Origin of the sequence: Nocardioides speluncae, from assembly GCF_003121585.1 — a bacterium.
GTDB lineage: Bacteria > Actinomycetota > Actinomycetes > Propionibacteriales > Nocardioidaceae > Nocardioides > Nocardioides speluncae.
This window is the reverse complement of the sequence record NZ_QEOO01000037.1, coordinates 85,837-97,513: the sequence shown is the minus strand read 5'-3', so window position 1 is coordinate 97,513 and position 11,677 is coordinate 85,837. Positions and strand designations below refer to the sequence as shown.

The following is an 11,677-nucleotide window of genomic DNA, read 5'->3' as shown; positions in this document are numbered from 1 at the left end:
CGGGCTGCGCAACTACTGCATATGGAGCCAGAGTCCCAGCCCAGCTCGGGCACGAGAATAGGCCGCTCGTTCGTGGTACCTGCGCTGCTGGTGCTGCCGGTGCTTGCCCTGCTGGCGGTCCCCCTCTACGGCCGGGTCGAACCCCGGGTCGGCGGGGTCCCGTTCTTCTACTGGTTCCAGGCAGCCTGTCTGCTCCTCGCCGTGGTGTCGATGACCGCGGCCCTGATCCTGACCGAACGCCGTCGCCCGCAGCGCAGCTGACGGCGTACCGCGATGGCAACCTGGGCCGGCCTGACCGCCGACGAGTGGGCGACCGAGCAGGCAAGTGCGGTGCGCTGGGCGACCCGGCTGGTCGGCCACCGCGAGCGCGCCGAGGACCTGGTCTCCGACGCGTTGGTCAGGGTCGGCGCCCGGGTGAGCCGCGGCGCCGACATTCAGAACCCGGCGGGCTACCTGCGCACCATCGTCCGCAACCTGATCGCCGACCACCATCGCCGGCCGGAGCCCTGCCAGCTCGAGCTCGACGAGGAGCTCGACTCCGGCCACCCCGGCTGCGCGGCCGCGGCGCCCGACGACATCGACGGGCTGCTCACCCGCACCGTCCTCCTCGACGCGCTCGCCAGGCTCTCGGAGCAGCAGCAGCGGGTGCTGCTGTGCAGGATGCTCGGCTACAGCCACCCCGAGATCGCCGAGCTGCTCGATCTCGACAGCGAGGGCGCGTCGGCGGCGCTGGCCTTCCGGGCCCGCCGCAGCCTGGTCCTGGCGCTCGGCGACGCGGTCGTGGCTACGGCCGCTGACCCAGGTGCTGGTCAGGGTCGTCGGTACCGCGCCCGAGCTGGATCGGGCTCCGCGAGCTGATCACGATGCCGGGCCCGAGCACGATCGTGTACGCCGAGGCCTACATGCCGGCCCAGTCGACCTCGACGTGCTGCAGGTCCTCGCGGTCGACGAACACCGGCCAGACGCTGCCCAGCTCCGGGCCGCTGTAGCCGACCTTGGGCACTCGGCGGGTGCCGACCTCGTACGGCGGGTCCCCTTGGCACCCGACCCGCAGCCGCACCCGCCACACGTGCCCACCACCAGCCGCCGGGTTGACCCTCGTGCGTGTGATCCTCACGTCGAGGACGGTGGCGTTCCGGGGACTCCGGTCTGCCGCACCGCAACGGACCGAGCGGCCCGGCGCTTCATCACACAGTCGAGCAGGAACGTGCCGACCGAGACCACGATCCAGGCCACTCCGATGAACGGCCCGACCGACCCGGCCCGTCTTCACACCAGGGCACGCCGACCCGGCCCGTCTTCACACTGCGGCCGTCGACACCGGCCGGGTCAGCGACTCCACAGGTCGACACGAGCCGGGTCGGTAGTGTCGGTGCATGGCTGAGCAGCTGCGGCAGGCGATCCCGATCCTGCGGATCTTCGACCTCGACAAGGCGCGCGAGTTCTACGTCGGCTATCTCGGGTTCGCGTGGGACTGGGAGCACCGGTTCGACCCCGAGAGTCCCCGCTACATCCAGGTGTCGCGCGACGACGTCCGGCTGCACCTCAGCGAGCATCACGGCGACGGCACACCCGGCAGTGCGCTGCTGGTGAGCATCGCCGACGCGCGGGCTCTCCACGAGGAGCTGCAGGGCCACGACTACCCGATGATGAACCCCGGCATCGAGTCCGAGCCGTGGGGGCTGACGGTGACCGTGCTCGACCCGTTCCAGAACAGGATCACCTTCCACGAGCCGCGCGCCGAGGAGCTGCCCGACTCGCTCGACCCGATCCGCCACACACTGACCGTCGCGGCCGCACCCGCGCGCGCGTTCGAGGTGTTCACCGCCGGCATGGGCGAGTGGTGGGACCCGGTCTACACACCCGAGGCCGCGTCGTACGCCGGGATCGACGTGGAGCCGCAGGTCGGCGGCTCGGTCACGCTGCGGCACGACGACGCGGAGTACCCGATCGGCGAGGTGACGGTCTGGGAGCCCGGCGCTCGCTTCGCGCAGACGTTCACCCTGGCCATCGACGAGGACTCCCCCACCACGCTCGACGTCCGCTTCACCGCTGATGGGGATGGGACCAGCGTCGAGTTCGAGCACGGCGGCTGGGTCGAGGCCAACCGGCACTGCCGCCGCCGGTTCGCCGACTGGTCGGCGCTGCTGGAGCGGTATGTGGAGGCGGCCAGACCCTAGGATGGGACGGTGACCGTACCAACCCGCGACGAGCTCCGCGCCTGGGCCGGCAACCTGCGGCCAGACGAGCCCCTCGATGTCGGCGACCCGACGGAGACTCGCTACGTCCCGCTCGCCGAGGCCGGACACAGCGAGGTCGACGAACTCCAGGCGACGATCGAGCTGGCCTATACAGCCACCACACAACTGCTCACCGGACCGTCCGGCTCAGGCAAGACCACCGAGCTCTACCGGCTGCGTCGCGACCTTGACCGGCGCGGCTACCAAGCCACCATGGTGCCGATCACCGACTACATCAGCAGCTCGGCGCCATTGGACATTACCGAGTTCCTGATCGCACTCGCGGTCGGAGCCCACGACGTGCTCGGTCCCGAGGACAGCGATCAGCCCGGGTTCGTCAGACGCCTGACCAACCTGCTTCAACGGCTGAGCATCGACCTGGAGTTCAGCGGCGTCACGGCCAAAGCGTCCGCTGACGGACTTGAGCTGGGCGCCCTCGGGGCCACGGCAGCGATCAACCTCGGCGACGAGATCCGGACCAGCCGCCCCTTCGTCGAAGAACTGCGCCACAAACTGGCCAACCACATCAAGGTGCTGTACGACGAGGTCGCAACTTTTCTCACCGAACTACTGCCCGCCGACCATGGCGAGGGCGCCGTGCTCATCATCGACGGACTGGAGAAACTGCGCGGCACCACCGACGACGACATCGAGGTCCAGCGCTCGGTCGAGGCTCTCTTCGTCAATCACTCCGACAAACTGCGGTTCGTATCTCATCACCTGGTCTACACGGTGCCAACGTACCTACAGTTCATCTCGCCCGGAGCACTGTCGTTCGACAACCGTCAGTTCGTCCCCGTGCCCCATGTCACACCACGAATCGGCGGAGAGGACTCCCAGGCCGGGCGCAACCTCGCCGAGCTCCGCGAGGTGGTGGCGCGGCGGATCCCGGTCGATGACATCTTCAAGGAGCCCAGCGACCTCGACCAGCTTCTCCTCAGCTCAGGTGGCCACCTAAGAGACATCTTCCGGATCCTGCAGCGGCTGATGAACCTGGTGCTACGGCTGCGACTTGAGCTGCCGCTCGGCAAGGAGCACGTCGAAGAGGCGATCGCGCTGGTCGCGCGCGACTTCGCCACGATGACGCAGGAGCAAGCGGCCTTTCTCAGCGCGGTGGCCGCCTCGGACGGAGCGATCCAGCCGCATGACGACGACGTTCAGCTGATGGCCCGGCTGCTGCAGTCGCATATGCTCCTGGCCCACCGCAACGGCGAGAACTGGTACGAGGTGCATCCACTGGCGCGCCGGGCGCTCGGCCGGACGTGACCGACACGCCCAGGCTCGGGGCGTCCGAGCTGCGCCCGGAGGCCGAGGCCGCTTGGGATGAGATCCGTGCCGGGCTCGCACTGCACGACGGCTTCTGGCTGGCGTTCGTCTTCGGCGCTCAGCCACACGAACTCGCCGAGTACGCCGAGCGGTGTCGCGACCTCGGTCGCACCCACGCGAAGCCGGTCGATCTGATCCCAGTGAGCGGGCTGAGCGGAGTCGGATCCGCGCTCGAGCGTCTGTTCTCGCCACGAGACCCTCTCTATGCGACCTGGGTTGACACGACCGACCCGGACGCGATGGTGTCATTCTGGCTGCGGCTCAACGAGCGCCGCGACGTCCTCCCAGTCGTCCGACGAGCGGCGCTGCTGATCGGCTGCCCCGAGGCAACCGCCGGGCGGGTCCGTGACGCTGCCCCGGACCTGTGGTCGATCCGGTCCCTGACCGCCACCGTGGATCGACCGCCGTATACCTCGGCCGAACCTAGGTTGGCTCCGCCAGCCATTGCCATGTCTTCTGTCGAACCAGAAGTCGTGCCGCCGCCCGTCATTCAGACCGTCAGTGAGCCTGCCGTCACCGCGAGCGCTGCGGTAGAGCCGCTCCTTCGCCGCGCGGCCGGCGCGGTCGGCGAACGCCGCACTAGCGAGGCACTGGCCGCCGCCCGCGAAGCTCTTGATGTCTCGTCTGCTCCTGCCGATCGGGCGTTGGCCCACGCCTGGCTAGCCAACGCTCTGGTGTTGGCGGATGAGGAGCCGGAGGCGCGACGGCACGCCCGGCTGGCTCTCGACGGCGGTCTGCCGCTAGGCCGCAAGCGCACGGTCGAACTCCTTGGTCTGCTCGCCTGGGCGGACCGCCCAGAGCTGGCGCTTTCGGCAGCCAAGACGTTGGTCGAACTCCGACGTTCTGATGGGCGAGAGATGGCGTCACCAGACGCCGTTCGCGAGCTACTCTTTGCTATTAGCCGACTGAGCGATATATACACCGAGACCGGCCATGTTCGGGATGCCCTCGACGCCGCCACCGAAGCCGTCGCCCTGTCCCGACAACTCCGCGAGACCCTCGGCGACACCCCACAAACCCTCCGCGACCTCACCGACGCCCTCAACCGGCTCACCTACGCCTACCGCGGCGCCGGACTCGATCAAGACGCCCTCGACACCGCCACCGAAGCCGTCGCCCTCTCACGACAACTCCACGACACCCTCCGCGACACCCCACAAACCCTCCGCGACCTCACGGACACCCTCAACCGGCTCACCGACGCCTACCGCGATGCAGGCCGACACAACGACGCCCTCGACACCGCCACCGAAGCCGTCGCCCTCTCACGACAACTCCACGACACCCTCCGCGACACCCCACAAACCCTCCGCGACCTCGCCATCGCGCTGCACCGGCTCACCGACGCCTACACCGACACCGGCCGCAACCAAGACGCCCTCGACACCGCCACCGAAGCCGTCGCCCTGTCCCGACAACTCCGCGACACCGTCGGCGACACCCCACAAACCCTCCGCGACCTCGCCATCGCCCTGAACCGGCTCAGCGACGCCTATCTCGACACCGACCGGCACTACGACGCCCTCGACTCCGCCACCGAAGCCGTCGCCCTCTCACGACAACTCCACGACACCCTCCGCGACACCCCACAAACCCTCCGCGACCTCATCATCGCGCTGCACCGGCTCACCGACGCCTACGCCGACACTGATCGCAACCAAGACGCCCTCGACACCGCCACCGAAGCCGTCGCCCTGTCCCGACAACTCCGCGACACCGTCGGCGACACCCCACAAACCCTCCGCGACCTCGCCATCGCCCTGAACCGGCTCAGCGACGCCTATCTCGACACCGACCGGCACTACGACGCCCTCGACTCCGCCACCGAAGCCGTCGCCCTCTCACGACAACTCCACGACACCCTCCGCGACACCCCACAAACCCTCCGCGACCTCATCATCGCGCTGCACCGGCTCACCGACGCCTACGCCGACACTGATCGCAACCAAGACGCCCTCGACACCGCCACCGAAGCCGTCGCCCTGTCCCGACAACTCCGCGACACCGTCGGCGACACCCCACAAACCCTCCGCGACCTCGCCGGCGCCCTGAACCGGCTCACCGACGCCCACCGATGGACCGGTCGTAACCAAGACGCCCTCGACACCGCCACCGAAGCCGTCGCCCTGTCCCGACAACTCCGCGACACCCTCGGTGAAAGCCCACAAACCACGCGGATCCTCACACTTGCCCTGAACCGACTCACGGACGTGCACCGTGCGACCGGCCGCAATCGCGACACCCTGGAAACCGCCACCGAAGCCGTCGCCCTGTCCCGACAACTCCGCGACACCCTCGGTGACACCCCACAAACTCTCCGCGACCTCACCATCGACCTCAATCGGCTAACCAACGCCTACGCCGACACCGACCGACACAACGACGCCCTCGACACCGCCACTGAGGCCGCCGCTCTATCCCGACGGTTGCGGGACACCCTTGGAGACACCCCACAAACCCTGCAGGATGTCCGGCGCGCGGCCACGATGCTGGCGTCTCTGTACGTGGCGGTAGGTGAGGTGGGCCTGGCCCTAGATGGCTATCGCGAGGCACTGGCGGCTGACCATGTCCTCCGGGACAGTTTCGGCGAGCCCGCATGGCAAGGGGACGACGACCTGGTCGAGCGCATCGAGTCCTTGACCGGCAAGTCAGGCGAGGACCCGTCGACTGCTACTGGATCGACGCCGTGACCGAGATGTAGAAGTGGTCGCTGGTCCGGCGGACCAGGTCGCCGCGGTCGTCGGCGTACTTGGAGAAGGCCACGCCGCCGGCGCCCATGATCCAGTCGACCGGGGGCGTCCGGTCGGACTTGCACGGGATCGGCGGGTAGGAGCTGACCAGCTGCGGCGTCACCGCGCAGTAGTAGCCGCCGCGGTCGTTCATGTCGCCGGTGACGAACACCGGCAGGCCGGTCTCGGTCAGCCGGCTGACGGTGTCGACCTGGATCGCCCAGCCGGCCTCCCGCTCGGCGGTTGTCTTGCCGTCGCGGCCCGAGGGCGGGTGCCAGTTGGTGACGTAGAACTCGCCTTTGGTCACGCGGTTGCGCAGCCGGACGATCGGCTGGGGTCGCGGCCGGCCGTAGAACGGGATGTCGACGGTGTCGGTCGAGACCAGCTCGAAGCGCTTGTCGTCCCACAGGATCGAGTTGTCGACCTCGTCCTCGCCGAGCTCGAGGCCCGGGTACGCCGCCCAGCCGGTCCGCGACTGCAGTACCGCGAGCTGGTCGGCCTGCAGCTCCTGGGTTCCGATCACGTCGGTGCCGTAGCCGTTCATGACGTCGGCGGTCCACCCGGCCCGGGTCACACCGCTCGCCCAGCGGTTGCTGCCGACGGTGTGGTGGCTGCCGAGGACGTTGAACGATGCGATCTGGAACGAGAACGACTTGCCGCGCAGCTTCTTCAGGCGCGCCTTCTTCTTGGCCGCCTTGCGTGCCTCGGCCTGCGCCTTGAGCCGCAGGTCGCGCTGCTTGTCGCGCGGGAACGTCCGCGACACCACGATCCCCTGCGGCGCCGGCAGCCGGTCGAGCCTGGACCCGGCCTCGGCCTGGTCGCCGCCACGCGCGGTCAGGCCGGCGGCTACCGCGCCCGCCGTACCGCCCACGGCAAGCACGACCACCAGCAGCAGGCGCAGCAGTCGGGGCAGGTGAAGGGGGCGGGACACCCGGATCACGATAGGGCACCAGGCGACGGCCCTGTGGTCACGCCCGGAGGTTCTTCGTGGGTCTGAGTGGTCAGGGTGCGTGCAGCGCAAGGCGTCGGAGGGAGGCGGGCCGGTGGCCCGTCGACCGACGACAACGCAGCGATGTGCGTGCCCTGGCCGCTCAGACCCCGATGAACCTCCGGGCGTGACCACTACGCTTGGGGACATGGCGACGATCGAGCTGACCGGTGAGAACTTCGAGGCGAGCGTGCAGGACAACGACATCCTGTTCGTGGACTTCTGGGCGGCCTGGTGCGGACCGTGCCGACAGTTCGCGCCCACCTACGAGGCGGCCTCCGAGGCGCACCCGGACATCACCTTCGGCTCGGTCGACACCGAGGACCAGCGGCAGTTGTCGGCGGAGGCGGCCGTCAGCTCGATCCCGACGCTGATGGCCTTCCGCGACGGGATCCTGGTCTTCCGCCAGGCCGGAGCGCTGCCCGCGCCCGCGCTGGAGCAGCTGATCGAGGCGGTGCGCGGCCTGGACATGGACGAGGTCCGCCGCGAGATCGCTCAGCAGGAGGGCCAGCAGGGCGCGGCCGCCGGCGAGGCGTAGGAAGGCGTAGCGAGCCGTGGACGCCGAGGCGTGGGACGAGCGGTACACCGGGACCGAGCTGGTCTGGTCGGCGACGCCCAACGTCTTCGTGGAGGCGGAGTGCGCGGACCTGACGCCCGGCCGTGCGGTCGACCTCGCGGCCGGTGAGGGGCGCAACGCGCTGTGGCTGGCCCGGCAGGGCTGGCAGGTGACCGCGGTCGACTTCTCGCAGGCCGGGCTCGACAAGGGTCGGGCCGTCGCTGCCGACCTGCCCGTGGAGTGGGTGCGCGCCGACGTGCTCACTTGGACCGGCGTCGGCTACGACCTGGCGCTGCTGGCCTACCTCCAGCTGGCTGCCGGCGAGCGTCGCAAGGCGGTACGCCGCGCCTTCGCCGCCCTGCGTCCCGGCGGAACCTTCCTCCTGGTCGCCCACGACAGCACCAACCTGACCGAAGGCACCGGCGGACCGCAGGACCCCGCCGTGCTGTTGACCGCCGACGACGTCCTGGCCGACCTCGCCGACGAGTCCTTCGAAGTGGTCCGCGCCGAGCGGGTCGCGCGCGAGGTGCGGGTCGACGACGAGCACGGCGGCGAGGCCACCCGGACGGCGTACGACTGCCTGGTCCGGCTCAGAAGTCTCTGACCTCGTAGTCGGCGACGAGCGTGGCCGCCTCGGCTGTGGTGACCTCGTCGAACACCGTCGCCGCCGGTCCGGCATGCACCGCATAGGCCACCTCGATCGCGGTCTCGAGAGCGTCGAGGCTGAGCGTCGCCTCGTCGGCCACGGCACCGACCGAAGCCGGGTCGAAGGGCAGCTCCAGCGCGTCGTACACGCCGGCGAGCAGGGGGCGCAGCAGGTCGGCGTCGTCGTACACGACGACCGAGCTGAACAGCCACGCGTCGCGCACCACCCGCTGGGCGGTGCCGATCAGCTTCACCTCGCCGCGGGCGTTGACGCTGTGTGCGCCCGGGCAGTACTCCCCCGGCACCTCGCCGACGCGGGCGTCGATCCCGTGCTCGGCGAGTACGCCGGCCAGCAGCGCGCCGTACTCCTCGAAGCGCGCGGTCATCCCGCCCGGGACGAGCCGGTCCCGCGCGATGTGGTCGACCACCAGCGCGGCGGTCGTGCAGGCGACCGCGCGGCCACCGGTTGGCCGGGCCACGGGAACGAAGCCGGCCTCGCGGCAGAGCCGGGCCGCCGCCGGGAAGCCCGGCAGCCTGGTGTCGCGACGCCCGAAGGCGACCATTGGCCGGCTCGGCCGGAACACGCGCAGGGTGTCGGTCAGCTCGCCGCGGCTGACCCGCCGCAGCAACGCCCCGGTCAGCGCCATCTGCTGCGCGGGCCCGAGCGGCCCGTCGGCTTCCACCGTCAGTCGTCGCCCGGGGTGTCGCCCTGGGTGTCCGCGCGGACTACGGGCTCGTCGCCGAAGGCGCCGGCGTCCTTGTTGGCCTCCGCCTTGCGGAGGTGCTTGATCAGGCTGAAGCCGAGGAAGACCACCGCGAGCGCGAGCAGGATGAAGATGCCGAATGCGGCCCAGCCCGCCTTCACGTCCTCGGGATCCGGGCCCTTCTCGTCGGCGACCCGGATCACGTCGGTCGCGAGAAGCAGCGTGTGGGACAGCAGGGTGGTGCTCATGCCTCCAGTGTCCCAGCCTCGGCCCGGACGCCCGCGAACAGGTCGTCCTCGGGCAGCTCGGACTGGACGTGGCTCACGACCAGCTCGTAGTCCTCGGTCGGCCAGACCTGCTCCTGCAGCTCGCGCGGGATCGAGAACCAGGCGCCGTCGGGGTCGATCTGGGTCGCGTGCGCGAGCAGTGCCTGGTCGCGGACGCCGAAGTACTCGCCGCACGGGACCCGGGTGGTGATCCGGGCGTCCCACTCGGGCTCCGGCTCCCACTCCTTGAGTCGCTCGGTCCATGGCGAGTGCAGGCCGTGCTCCTGCATCGCCTGGTCGAGCGCGACCATGCGGGGTCGGTTGAACGAGTGGTGGTAGTAGAGCTTGAGCGGCTGCCACGGCTCGCCGAGGTCGGGGTAGCGCTCCGGGTCGCCGGCCGCCTCGAACGCCGCGACGCTGATCTCGTGGCACTTGACGTGGTCCGGGTGCGGGTAGCCGCCGCGCTCGTCGTACGTCGTGACGACATGTGGCCGGAACTCGCGGATCAGCCGGACCAGCGGCGCCGCCGCCTCCTCCAGCGGAACCAGCGCGAAGCAGCCCTCGGGCAGCGGCGGCTTGGGGTCACCCTCCGGCCAGCCGGAGTCAACGAAGCCCAGCCAGTCCTGGCGCACGCCGAGGATGTCGCGCGCCCGCTCCATCTCCTGGCGCCGGATCTCGGTGATGTTCGCGAGGATGTCCGGCCGGTCCATCTTCGGGTTGAGGACCGAGCCGCGCTCGCCGCCCGTACACGTCGCCACGTGGACGTCGACGCCTTCGGCGACGTACCTCGCCGTGGACGCCGCACCCTTGCTCGACTCGTCGTCGGGGTGGGCATGGACATGCATCAGCCGGAGGCCGGCTCGAGACGCGTTGGGCATGCGCTCGATTCTAGGGACGGCCGCCAACGGGCTCACGCCGACATGCGACCATGAGCGCGTGACGTCCGATTCCGCCGTACTCGACGACCGCTACGGCCGCCGCCGGCCAGGCCGGCGGCTGCTGCTGATCGGCGTCTCGGTCGCCTTCTTCGTGGTCTTCGGCGGCTGGCTGGCCTGGGTGATGTGGGACAGCTCGACGCCGGAGGTCGAGTCCGACCTGCTGGCATGGGAGGTCGTCGACGACCACAGCGTCACCGCGCGGGTCGACGTACGGCTGCGGGACCGCAACGTCGAGGCCACCTGCAAGCTGCGGGCGTACGCCGAGGACCACACCAACGTCGGCGAGCTGAGCTTCGCGGTGCCGGGCCCGGACTTCGACGAGGACGGCCCGATCGAGGTCACCATCCGCACCGAGCGGATGGCCACCAGCGTCGAGCGGATCGGGTGTACGACGCCCACCCAGAAGCGCCCCCGGTAACCCTTGGCCGTTAGGCGGCCAACCTCCCGTTTTGCTAGACTCGAAACTTCTTGATGTCCCGCAGGGCCCCGCCGTGCAACTGACGGAGCCCGCACGCCGTGCCCGCCGAGTTCGCCGCACGCGCGTGGTTCCAGGCGGGGCATCACCCTTATATGAGCAAGCGGGTTGGGCGGAGCCTTACCCGGCAACCGGACAGCAGGAGTAGGCATGACGCAGTCCAGCGACCAGAGCACCGTCTGGCTGACCCAGGAGGCGTTCGACAAGCTCCACGCGGAGCTGGAGAACCTCAAGGGCCCCGTGCGCCAGGAGGTCATCGACCGGATCAGCGCGGCCCGCGACGAGGGCGACCTCAAGGAGAACGGTGGCTACCACGCCGCCCGCGAGGAGCAGGGCAAGGTCGAGGGCCGGATCCGTCAGCTCGAGGACATGCTGCGCAACGCCGAGGTCGGCGAAACGCCGGCCGACGACGGGCTCGTCGAGCCCGGCATGGTCGTGACCTACCGCTTCGTCGGCGACGACGAGACCGAGTCGTTCCTGCTCGGCGCCCGCGAGATCGAGGACGACAACCTCGAGGTCTTCTCCCCGCAGTCCCCGCTCGGCTCCGCCATCCTCGGCGCCAAGAAGGGCGACACCGTCTCCTACGAGGCTCCCAACGGCAAGGAGCTCAAGGTCGAGATCGTCGACGCCGTCCCCTACGCCGGCTAAAGGACGCTGACCGGGCACTTTTGGTTCGCCCAGACCGCTGACCGGGCACTTTTGGTTCCTCCAGAGCGCTGACCGGGCACAGATGGTTCGCCATTCGTGCCCGGTCGGCGTCGTACAGGGACCAAAAGTGCCCGGTCAGCGTCGTACAGGGACCATTTGTGC

At 69.8% G+C, this 11,677-nt stretch carries 14 protein-coding genes; 9 read left to right on the top strand and 5 right to left on the bottom strand.

Going from position 1 to position 11,677, the window contains the following annotated elements:
• Positions 1–72: 72 nt before the first annotated feature.
• Both DDV73_RS20275 and DDV73_RS20270 read left to right on the top strand, forming a co-directional pair.
• Positions 73–261: a DUF3311 domain-containing protein gene (locus tag DDV73_RS20275; protein ID WP_206050985.1), complete on the top strand. Its 189-nt coding sequence runs from the start codon at positions 73–75 to the stop codon at positions 259–261.
• A 12-nt stretch (positions 262–273) separates the two neighbouring features.
• Positions 274–858 carry an RNA polymerase sigma factor gene (locus DDV73_RS20270; protein WP_109509080.1) on the top strand — a complete coding sequence of 195 codons (585 nt, stop codon included), beginning with the start codon at positions 274–276 and terminating at the stop codon, positions 856–858.
• 40 nt (positions 859–898) lie between these two features.
• Here the strand turns inward: DDV73_RS20270 and DDV73_RS28050 are convergent, their stop codons facing one another.
• Positions 899–1,117: a hypothetical protein gene (locus DDV73_RS28050; protein WP_154402830.1), complete on the bottom strand. Its 219-nt coding sequence runs from the start codon at positions 1,115–1,117 to the stop codon at positions 899–901.
• A gap of 259 nt (positions 1,118–1,376) precedes the next feature.
• Here DDV73_RS28050 and DDV73_RS20265 point away from each other — a divergent pair, with 259 nt between their 5' ends.
• Genes DDV73_RS20265 through DDV73_RS20255 form a run of 3 tightly spaced genes read left to right on the top strand, consistent with a single transcriptional unit; the run spans position 1,377 to position 6,256 of the window.
• Positions 1,377–2,180: a glyoxalase superfamily protein gene (locus DDV73_RS20265; protein WP_109509079.1), complete on the top strand. Its 804-nt coding sequence runs from the start codon at positions 1,377–1,379 to the stop codon at positions 2,178–2,180.
• Between the two features lie 9 nt (positions 2,181–2,189).
• Positions 2,190–3,506, top strand: coding sequence for a hypothetical protein (locus DDV73_RS20260; protein WP_109509078.1), 1,317 nt, complete (start codon positions 2,190–2,192; stop codon positions 3,504–3,506).
• Positions 3,503–6,256: a phage tail tape measure protein gene (locus tag DDV73_RS20255; RefSeq protein ID WP_109509077.1), complete on the top strand. Its 2,754-nt coding sequence runs from the start codon at positions 3,503–3,505 to the stop codon at positions 6,254–6,256. The genes DDV73_RS20260 and DDV73_RS20255 overlap by 4 nt, the downstream gene beginning before the upstream one ends.
• Here the strand turns inward: DDV73_RS20255 and DDV73_RS20250 are convergent.
• Positions 6,237–7,226, bottom strand: coding sequence for an endonuclease/exonuclease/phosphatase family protein (locus tag DDV73_RS20250; RefSeq protein WP_154402829.1), 990 nt, complete (start codon positions 7,224–7,226; stop codon positions 6,237–6,239). The two genes, DDV73_RS20255 and DDV73_RS20250, sit on opposite strands and share 20 nt — an antisense overlap.
• 205 nt (positions 7,227–7,431) lie before the next feature.
• Here DDV73_RS20250 and DDV73_RS20245 point away from each other — a divergent pair, with 205 nt between their 5' ends.
• Both DDV73_RS20245 and DDV73_RS20240 read left to right on the top strand, forming a co-directional pair.
• Entirely contained in the window at positions 7,432–7,821 is a 390-nt protein-coding gene (locus DDV73_RS20245; protein ID WP_109509075.1) for a thioredoxin family protein, read from the top strand.
• A gap of 16 nt (positions 7,822–7,837) precedes the next feature.
• Positions 7,838–8,443, top strand: coding sequence for a class I SAM-dependent methyltransferase (locus tag DDV73_RS20240; RefSeq protein ID WP_109509074.1), 606 nt, complete (start codon positions 7,838–7,840; stop codon positions 8,441–8,443).
• Here DDV73_RS20240 and DDV73_RS20235 read toward each other — a convergent pair.
• From DDV73_RS20235 to mca, 3 genes are read right to left on the bottom strand one after another with little or no spacing between them, the layout of a single operon-like run.
• Entirely contained in the window at positions 8,430–9,167 is a 738-nt protein-coding gene (locus DDV73_RS20235) for a lipoate--protein ligase family protein (protein ID WP_109509073.1), read from the bottom strand. The genes DDV73_RS20240 and DDV73_RS20235 overlap by 14 nt on opposite strands.
• 2 nt (positions 9,168–9,169) lie before the next feature.
• Positions 9,170–9,436, bottom strand: coding sequence for a hypothetical protein (locus tag DDV73_RS20230; protein WP_109509072.1), 267 nt, complete (start codon positions 9,434–9,436; stop codon positions 9,170–9,172).
• Positions 9,433–10,332: a mycothiol conjugate amidase Mca gene (mca, locus tag DDV73_RS20225; protein ID WP_109509071.1), complete on the bottom strand. Its 900-nt coding sequence runs from the start codon at positions 10,330–10,332 to the stop codon at positions 9,433–9,435. The genes DDV73_RS20230 and mca overlap by 4 nt, the downstream gene beginning before the upstream one ends.
• 58 nt (positions 10,333–10,390) lie before the next feature.
• Here mca and DDV73_RS20220 point away from each other — a divergent pair, with 58 nt between their 5' ends.
• Together DDV73_RS20220 and greA are read left to right on the top strand one after the other, a co-directional pair.
• On the top strand, positions 10,391–10,810 hold the full coding sequence (locus tag DDV73_RS20220; RefSeq protein WP_161962472.1) for a DUF4307 domain-containing protein: 420 nt from the start codon (positions 10,391–10,393) through the stop codon (positions 10,808–10,810).
• 207 nt (positions 10,811–11,017) lie between these two features.
• Positions 11,018–11,515 (top strand): transcription elongation factor GreA, encoded by a 498-nt coding sequence (gene greA, locus DDV73_RS20215; RefSeq protein WP_109509069.1) that lies wholly within the window; start codon positions 11,018–11,020, stop codon positions 11,513–11,515.
• The last annotated feature ends 162 nt before the right edge of the window (positions 11,516–11,677 follow it).

Coding starts and splice junctions, on each gene's coding strand:
- DDV73_RS20270 (WP_109509080.1), top strand. CDS start 274: ATGGCAACCTGGGCCGGCCTGACCGCCGACGAGTGGGCGACCGAGCAG.
- DDV73_RS20265 (WP_109509079.1), top strand. CDS start 1,377: ATGGCTGAGCAGCTGCGGCAGGCGATCCCGATCCTGCGGATCTTCGAC.
- DDV73_RS20245 (WP_109509075.1), top strand. CDS start 7,432: ATGGCGACGATCGAGCTGACCGGTGAGAACTTCGAGGCGAGCGTGCAG.
- DDV73_RS20230 (WP_109509072.1), bottom strand. CDS start 9,436: ATGAGCACCACCCTGCTGTCCCACACGCTGCTTCTCGCGACCGACGTG.
- mca (WP_109509071.1), bottom strand. CDS start 10,332: ATGCCCAACGCGTCTCGAGCCGGCCTCCGGCTGATGCATGTCCATGCC.
- greA (WP_109509069.1), top strand. CDS start 11,018: ATGACGCAGTCCAGCGACCAGAGCACCGTCTGGCTGACCCAGGAGGCG.